Source organism: Bradyrhizobium sp., assembly GCF_049519115.1.
Classification (GTDB): Bacteria; Pseudomonadota; Alphaproteobacteria; order Rhizobiales; family Xanthobacteraceae; genus Bradyrhizobium.
In genome coordinates, this window is the sequence record NZ_JBEKRB010000114.1 from 1 (window position 1) to 8,273 (window position 8,273).

General features: G+C 60.4%; 6 protein-coding genes. All 6 read left to right on the forward strand.

The features are described from left to right. A partial coding sequence (locus ABSE61_RS35065; protein ID WP_490338387.1) for a DNA-directed RNA polymerase subunit beta' occupies window positions 1-1,941 on the forward strand: 1,941 nt, incomplete at its 5' end. A gap of 197 nt (window positions 1,942-2,138) precedes the next feature. Next, window positions 2,139-4,193 carry an FAD-dependent oxidoreductase gene (locus tag ABSE61_RS35070; RefSeq protein ID WP_423875753.1) on the forward strand — a complete coding sequence of 685 codons (2,055 nt, stop codon included), beginning with the start codon at window positions 2,139-2,141 and terminating at the stop codon, window positions 4,191-4,193. Window positions 4,194-4,399: 206 nt separating this feature from the next. After that, window positions 4,400-6,397 (forward strand): ABC transporter ATP-binding protein, encoded by a 1,998-nt coding sequence (locus ABSE61_RS35075; protein WP_423875754.1) that lies wholly within the window; start codon window positions 4,400-4,402, stop codon window positions 6,395-6,397. Window positions 6,398-7,061: 664 nt separating this feature from the next. Beyond that, a complete protein-coding gene (gene rpsL / locus ABSE61_RS35080; protein ID WP_011473880.1) occupies window positions 7,062-7,433 on the forward strand; it encodes a 30S ribosomal protein S12 in 372 nt (123 codons plus the stop codon). Between the two features lie 15 nt (window positions 7,434-7,448). Next, window positions 7,449-7,919 carry a 30S ribosomal protein S7 gene (gene rpsG, locus ABSE61_RS35085; protein WP_423875755.1) on the forward strand — a complete coding sequence of 157 codons (471 nt, stop codon included), beginning with the start codon at window positions 7,449-7,451 and terminating at the stop codon, window positions 7,917-7,919. Window positions 7,920-7,953: 34 nt separating this feature from the next. Further along, on the forward strand, window positions 7,954-8,273 hold a 320-nt coding region (locus ABSE61_RS35090), incomplete at its 3' end, for a GTP-binding protein (protein ID WP_423875756.1).

Sequence of the window (8,273 nt, forward strand, 5' to 3'; positions counted from 1 at the left end):
CCGATCATTTCCAACTTCAAGGAAGGCCTGTCGGTGCTCGAATACTTCAACTCGACCCACGGCGCCCGCAAGGGCCTCGCGGACACCGCGTTGAAGACCGCGAACTCCGGCTACCTGACCCGTCGTCTCGTCGACGTGGCACAGGACTGCATCATCACGCAGGACGATTGCGGCACCAAACTCGGCATCAAGATGCGCGCCATCATCGATGCCGGCACGGTCGTTGCCTCGCTGGCGTCGCGCATCCTCGGCCGCACCACGGGTGAGGATCTGCGCGATCCCGCGACCAACAAGGTCGTGGTCAAGCGCGGAACGCTGATGGAGGAGACTCACGTCGACGCCATCCAGCAAGCTGGCATCCAGGAGGTGAAGATCCGCTCGGCCCTGACTTGCGAACTCGTCAACGGCATCTGCGGCAAGTGCTACGGCCGCGATCTGGCCCGCGGCACGCCGGTCAACCATGGCGAAGCAGTCGGCGTCATTGCGGCGCAGTCGATCGGCGAACCCGGTACCCAGCTGACGATGCGCACCTTCCACATCGGTGGTGCGGCTCAGATCAACGAACAGTCGTTCGTTGAATCGAACTTCGACGGCAAGGTCACGATCAAGAACAAGGCGATCGCCAAGAACAGCGAAGGCCACCTGGTCGCGATGGTCCGCAACATGGTCGTTGCGATCTCGGATGCCGACGGCACGGAGCGTGCGACCCACCGTATTCAGTACGGTGCGCGCATGCATGTCGACGAAGGCGACACCATCAAGCGCGGCCAGCGTATCGCCGAGTGGGATCCCTATACCCGCCCGGTGCTGACCGAAGTCGAAGGCACGATCGGATTTGAGGATCTGGTCGAGGGTCAGTCGATCTCGGAAACGCTCGACGAATCCACCGGTATCGCCAAGCGTGTCGTCATCGACTGGCGCTCGACGCGTGGCGGGGCCGATCTTCGTCCGGCGATCGTCGTCAAGGGCAAGGATGGCAAGATCCTCAAGCTGGCGCGTGGCGGCGATGCCCGCTACATGCTTTCGGTTGACGCCATTCTGTCGGTCGACGTCGGCGGCAAGGTCAAGCCGGGCGATATCCTCGCGCGTATCTCGACCGAAAGCGCCAAGACCCGCGACATCACGGGCGGTCTGCCGCGCGTTGCCGAACTGTTCGAAGCCCGCAAGCCGAAGGATGCGGCGATCATCGCCGAGATCGCCGGCACCATCCGCTTCGGCCGGGACTACAAGAACAAGCGCCGCATCTCGATCGAGCCGATGGACAAGAGCGAGGAGACGCGTGAGTACCTGATCCCGAAGGGCAAGCACATCCACCTGCAGGACGGCGACATCGTCGAAAAGGGCGATTTCATCGTCGAGGGCAATCCTGCCCCGCACGACATCCTGGCGATCAAGGGCATCGAGGAACTCGCCGCCTATCTGGTCAACGAAATCCAGGAGGTCTACCGGCTGCAAGGCGTGCTTATCAACGACAAGCACATCGAGGTGATTGTCCGTCAGATGCTCCAGAAGGTGGAAATCACCGACCAGGGCGAAACCGACATGATCTCGGGCGAACAGATCGACAAGATCGAGTTCGACCAGCTCAACGCCAAGGCCAAGGAAGAGGGCAAGAAGATTGCTACGGGAACGCCGGTTCTGCTCGGCATCACCAAGGCGAGCTTGCAGACCCGCTCGTTCTTCTCGGCGGCCTCGTTCCAGGAGACCACCCGCGTGCTCACCGAAGCCGCCGTCAACGGCAAGGTGGACCCGCTGGAAGGCCTCAAGGAGAACGTCATTGTCGGCCGTCTGATCCCGGCCGGTACCGGCGCCTCGATGGCGAAGATTCGCGAAGTCGCCACGAAGCGCGACAAGCTGATTCTCGACGAGCGCGAGAAGCAGGCGGCGATCGTGCCGGCGGCGCCGGAAGTCGAGCCGTTGGCGTTGCCCCCGGCCGAATAGGTCTCAAACACCCGCAAAACCACGGAAAGACCGGCGAAAGCCGGTCTTTTTTGCTATTTTTTGACTATTCTGCTTCAATGAAAGGGGTTCGTTCATCTTCCCTTCAGGGAAAAAAGCGCTTCATCTCAAGTAACTTAGTCCGGCGCCTTTGGGGTAGGCGGCCGGGCGACGGCGGGGGTCGGAAATACCGGAAACAGATGTTGGATTTAGCTATTGTTGGCGGCGGGCCCGGCGGCCTGATGAGCGCGTGGTACCTGAAGAAGAAACTGGGCGACCTTTGCCGCGTCACGATTTTTGAAGCGTCCGATCGGCTGGGAGGCAAGGTCCTCACCGGCCGGTTCGATTCTGCGCCCGCGATCTACGAAGCCGGCGTCGCCGAAATCTACGATTACTCGATGACCGGCCCCGATCCCTTGCGGGAGCTGATCCAGCATTTCGGCCTGCAAACGATCCAGATGGATGCCGAACAGGTTCTGCTCGACGGCGAACTTCTCAACGACGTGCCGGGCATGCGCCGTAAATACGGAGCCAAGACGGCCGATGCCATCGAAGCGTTCCGCAAGCGTTGCAGCCAGATGGTGTCGCCGATCGAGTATTACGAAGGCGTCGGTGCCCACGATAACGAACATCCCTGGGCCTACATCACAGCGGAAGAGCTGCTCGACCGCGAGGTCGATGACGCCACCGCCAAGCGTTTCTTCAAGGTGATGGCGCGCTCGGATATTGCGACCGAGAGCCACAACACCAACGGCCTCAATGCGCTGAAGAATTTCGTGATGGATGTCGACGGCTATATCGGCCTTTATTCGATCCAGAACGGAAACGAGCAGTTGATCGAATGCCTTCAGTCGGAGGTCGATGCCGATATCCAGCTCAATCATCGCGTTCTCAAGGTCGGCAAGACGGCGGCCGGCCGCTACCAGCTCAACATGATGAACGGCAAGGGCCCCGAAACGCGGGATTTCGATCTCGTGCTGATGTGCCTGCCGCATTCATGGCTTGCCACCATGGGCTGGGACGGCGAAGGCCTGCGCCAATCGATGGTCAACCACGTCGCTTATTTCGATCGGCCCGCGCACTATTTGCGGGTTTCGATCCTGTTCGATTCGCCGTTCTGGGACGACAAGATCCCGGGCTCCTGGTTCATGTCGGAAGCCTTCGGCGGCTGCTGCGTCTACAACGAAGGCTCCCGCCACGACGTCGGCCGTCACGGCGTGCTGAACTGGCTGATCGCCGGTTCCGACGCGCTCGCTTTCGCCAATCTCGACGACAAGGCGCTGATCGATGCCGCGCTCAAATCGTTGCCGGCTTCGCTCGGCGATGCGCGCGCGCATTTTGTCGAGGGCAAGATCCATCGCTGGCTGTCGTCGGTCAACGCATTGCCAGGCGGCATGCCGGCGCGCGACGTCATGACCAATCACCGGCCGGACCCCAAGCAGCATCCAGGCCTGGTTCTGGTCGGCGATTATCTGTTCGATTCCACGCTGAATGGCTTGCTCGATTCTTCCGATGCGGCGACCGATATCATCCTGACCGAGATGATGCGGCTGCGCCGCGCGCACGGCGCGAATGGTCAGCCGCTGTCGGACAAGATCGATCGCGACTATTTCGAGAACTATCGCGGGCTTGGTCCGTATCGCGAGGTCTGGAGCCAGTTCACCGATCCCGCTTTCCTGATGGGTCTCATCAAGATCGTCTGGAACAGGGCGAAGGGCTACAAGCTGTTGATCGCGGGCTCGGCCAGCGGCGAACTTGTTGGTGCGCTGCGGGCACAGGGGATTGATGCCTGGGGCGTCGAGAACAGCCGCGCGATCCACGCCAGGACGCCGAAGGAACTGAAAAAGTTCAACAAGCTCGGATCGATCGTCGATCTGTCGTTCAGAGACGGCGAATTCGATTTCGTGTTCGAGACCAGCCTTTGCCATGTCACTGAGAAGCGCGTTGCGACGGCCATTCGCGAACTCAATCGCGTCGTCAAGACCGGTCTGGTGTTCGGCTCGGTGACATCGGACATGCCGGCGGCCTTGATCGATCGTTACGATTTGTTGCGCGGGGTCAAGAAGCTCGGCACTTGGTGGGAATGGTCGGAATTGTTCTTCGGCAACGGTTTCGATCTTTCGATGCATCGCCACGACTGCACCGACGCGGTGTGGGCGGCGACGCTCGCAGCCAACAAGGGGCCCGGTCAGTGGTATGCCGATTCCGACTCCTTGCGTTATTCGTTCTTCGACAAGGTCGAAGACGACGAGTAGTGCGGCTGATCTGGGGTCGCTGCACCGCAAGCGACGCTTTCGCGACGGCGCGTGTTGCAATGCATTTCGAAAAAGCCGGCACAAGCCGTAAGGTTACCTGCACCAATTTTTTTGCCGAATGCGCGCCGATCGCATAGGGTAGAGCGCGCAGCACATTCCCTTCATTCTTTTGCGGTCATGCCGGCCGTGCAGCTTCGGTTGGTTTCATGGCTTCCAGGTCTTCCCCGTCAGGTGAACCTGCCGCAGCGTCCGCGGGCGCTTCCGATGCGCTGGAAGTTGAAAAGAAGCTTGCCGGCGCCGGCGGCCGGTTAGCCGGTGATAAGGCATTGTCCGTCGAAGACGGCGATGAAGAGGATGAGGAAGACGAACTCGAGCTCGACGAGGACGATGACGACGAGGAACTCGTTGTCTACACCGCCAAGGAAGCCGCCGGTGCGCTCGCGACGATCTACGCTTTCATCAAACCTTTCCTGAAAAACTACAAGAAAATCCTCGCGCTTGTCAGCATCGGCGTCCTGGTCGAGACGCTGTTCAATGTGATCATGCCGCTGAGCCTGAAGTTTCTGATCGACGATGCGCTCGGTGAGGAAGATTTCGAGGCGCTGATCAAGATCCTCTCGGTGCTGGCGGTGGCCGGCATCGTTACTTCGATTGTCGCGGTCTGGTACGAGCGGTGGGACGCCACGCTGGCGGCTTCGCTGATTTCGGATGTGCGGACGCGGTTGTTCGAACACGTCCAGAGCCTGCCCGCAGCCTTTTTCGCGCGCACCAAGCGCGGCGAAATCCTGTCGCGGTTTTCGGTCGACATGTCGGCCATTGAAGGGACGATCAAGGGCTTCGCCAACACCGCCGCGCTGCCGTTCTTCGAACTGATCGCCGGCATCATCCTGATGCTGTTTCTGAACTGGCAGCTCGCTGCGATTTCGCTTCTGGTGTTTCCGATCACGCTGATCGGTCCGCGCATCCTGACGCCCAAGGCGGTGCAGGCCAATTACGAGCAGAAGCTCAATGAGTCGACGCTGCTCGGCATGGTGCAGGAAAACGTCGCCACGCAAGCGGTGGTCAAGGCCTTCATGCTCCAGCGCAGGACGCTCGGCTGGTTTACGATGCGCAACGACGACGCACGGCGCAAAATTGCGTCGGCGATGTTTCTTTCAACCATGGTCGAGCGCACCGTCACCATCTCGGTCCTGTTGCTGCACCTCGTGGTGCTCGCGATCGGCGCCTACCTCGCCACCAAGGGCCAGATCACCATCGGAACCTTCGTGACGTTCGAGAGCGCATTCTGGGAAGTGTCCTACAACATCGCGCACATCATGCATTTCATTCCGGTGTCGATCTCGTCGGCGGCTGCCGTGCGTCATATTCAGGAATTGCTGGATGAGCCGACCCGCGGCGGGGATCGCCCAGGCGCGCCCGATTTGCCGCGCATCAGCCACGACATTTCCTTCGAGCGCGTGACCTTCCAATATGAAGGCAGTCAGACGCCGGTTCTCGATAACCTCAGCCTCAAGCTCGATGTCGGCAAGACCATCGCCATCGTCGGCCCAAGCGGCTCCGGCAAAAGCACGCTGCTCAACCTGATCTTGCGTCTTTATGTTCCGGACGAGGGACGCGTGACCATCGATGGCGTCGATATCCGCAAAGTGACGCGCGAATCCCTGCGGCAGAGCATGGCGGTGGTGTTCCAGGAAAACATGCTGTTCAACATGTCGATCCGTGAGAACATCCGCCTCGGCAAGGAAAGCGCGACCGACAAGGAAGTCGAGGAGGCGGCCCGCAAGGCCGAAATCCACCGCTACATCATGAGCCTTCCGCAGAAATACGACACGCCGGTCGGCGAGCGCGGCGACACTTTGTCGGGCGGCCAGCGCCAGCGCATCGCGATCGCGCGGGCGATTGTGCGCAACCCGTCGATCCTTCTGCTGGATGAGGCGACGTCGGCGCTCGACCAGACCACGGAAGCCGCCATCAACAAGACGCTGATGAAGCTCGCCAAGGGCCGAACCATGCTGTTTTCGACCCACCGTCTCACCTCCGTGGTCGATATGGACGAGATCATCGTGATCTCCGGCGGCAGGGCGATCGAGCGCGGCTCTCATACCGAGCTGCTCGCGAAAAACGGCATGTATCGCCAGCTCTGGGACGACCAGAGCCTCAAGCCGCATGCGGCTGCGGCCGAGAAAGATGACGACGAGGACTGAGAATCGGCAAATCTCCGCCCCGGCGGCTGCTTAGATTGTAGGTGAACGAGACGACAATCTTCAGATGTCGATTTGATGATTAATATCCGGATAGAAATGGGGCGGAGTCTTGTTCCGAGGCTGACGGCAACTTAATTAAGACGCCAACGGAGCAGGGGGCACGGCGCGATTTCCCTCACTCGCAGAGGCGCTTCTTCAAGGCATTTCACCTGTTGTTTCGCCTTGACTTAGGAGGCTCGCGCCGATAGAACCCGCGCACTTAACGACAGGCGGTGAGCTTCGCTTGCGTCGGAACGGATCACCCTTTCGGCCTCTCTTATTTGAGGCGGTCGAGACGGGCACCAACCTCGACGAATGTCGCTCAGACGCTGTCGAATATAGCTAGTCACTGCCGTATCGATCTCGGTTTTCGTGGGCAAGTTCCCTCGGAATCGATCGGGTGCATGACCTCAGGTCCAGTTCGGTCGGCTGATGCCGATTGATCAAAAGCTTGCGGTCCTCTGTGGCGTCGAAGCGCTTTCTGCTCAGCGATGAGCGGTTGGCGCGATTTCGCTTTGCGCGGATGTTTTTCACGCAGGGCAACAGCGTGGGACCCTTCGAAGGTCCGGAACGAATTTTGCGAGACCGTTTTCGGTTTCGTGCGAACTGAAGGGTGAAGGCTGACATGCCGACGATCAACCAGCTGATCGCAAGTCCGCGCGTCGTACAGAAGTCGCGCAAGAAGGTGCCGGCGCTGCAGCAGTCGCCGCAGAAGCGTGGCGTCTGCACGCGCGTCTACACCACGACGCCGAAGAAGCCGAACTCCGCGCTCCGCAAGGTCGCCAAGGTGCGCCTGACCAACGGCTTCGAGGTCATCGGCTACATCCCGGGCGAAGGCCACAATCTTCAGGAACACTCCGTGGTTATGATCCGCGGCGGCCGCGTCAAGGATTTGCCCGGCGTGCGCTACCACATTCTCCGCGGCGTCCTCGATACGCAGGGCGTCAAGAACCGTAAGCAGCGCCGTTCGAAGTACGGCGCCAAGCGTCCGAAGTAATCGGGAACAGATTAGATGTCGCGCCGCCATTCCGCTGAAAAACGTGAAGTGCTTCCGGATCCCAAGTTCGGAAACATCATCATTACGAAGTTCATGAACTCGGTGATGTACGCCGGGAAGAAGTCGGTCGCCGAAGGCATCGTCTACGGTGCGCTCGGCATGATCGAGGCCAAGACCAAGCAGAGCCCGCTGACGGTGTTCGAGCAGGCGCTGGAAAACGTGATGCCGACCATCGAGGTCCGCTCGCGCCGCGTCGGCGGCGCCACCTATCAGGTGCCTGTCGAGGTTCGTTCGGTCCGCCGGCAGGCGTTGGGAATTCGCTGGCTGATCACAGCTGCGCGCGAGCGCAATGAAAAGACGATGACGGAGCGGCTTTCGGCCGAACTGCTCGATGCGTCGAATAATCGGGGGAACGCCGTCAAGAAGCGTGAAGACGTGCACCGGATGGCGGAAGCCAACCGCGCCTTCTCGCACTATCGCTGGTAACGGCGAAACGTCGTCAGGATTTAAGGAACAGCCCATGCCCCGCGTTCATGCCATAGAGGACTACCGTAACTTCGGTATCATGGCGCATATCGATGCCGGCAAGACCACGACCACCGAGCGCATCCTTTATTACACCGGCAAGAGCCACAAGATCGGCGAAGTGCACGAAGGTGCCGCGACGATGGATTGGATGGAGCAGGAGCAGGAGCGCGGCATCACCATCACGTCGGCTGCCACGACTGCGTTCTGGGACGGCAAGCGTCTGAACATCATCGACACCCCCGGCCACGTCGATTTCACGATCGAGGTCGAGCGTTCGCTGCGCGTCCTCGACGGCGCGGTATGCGTGCTCGA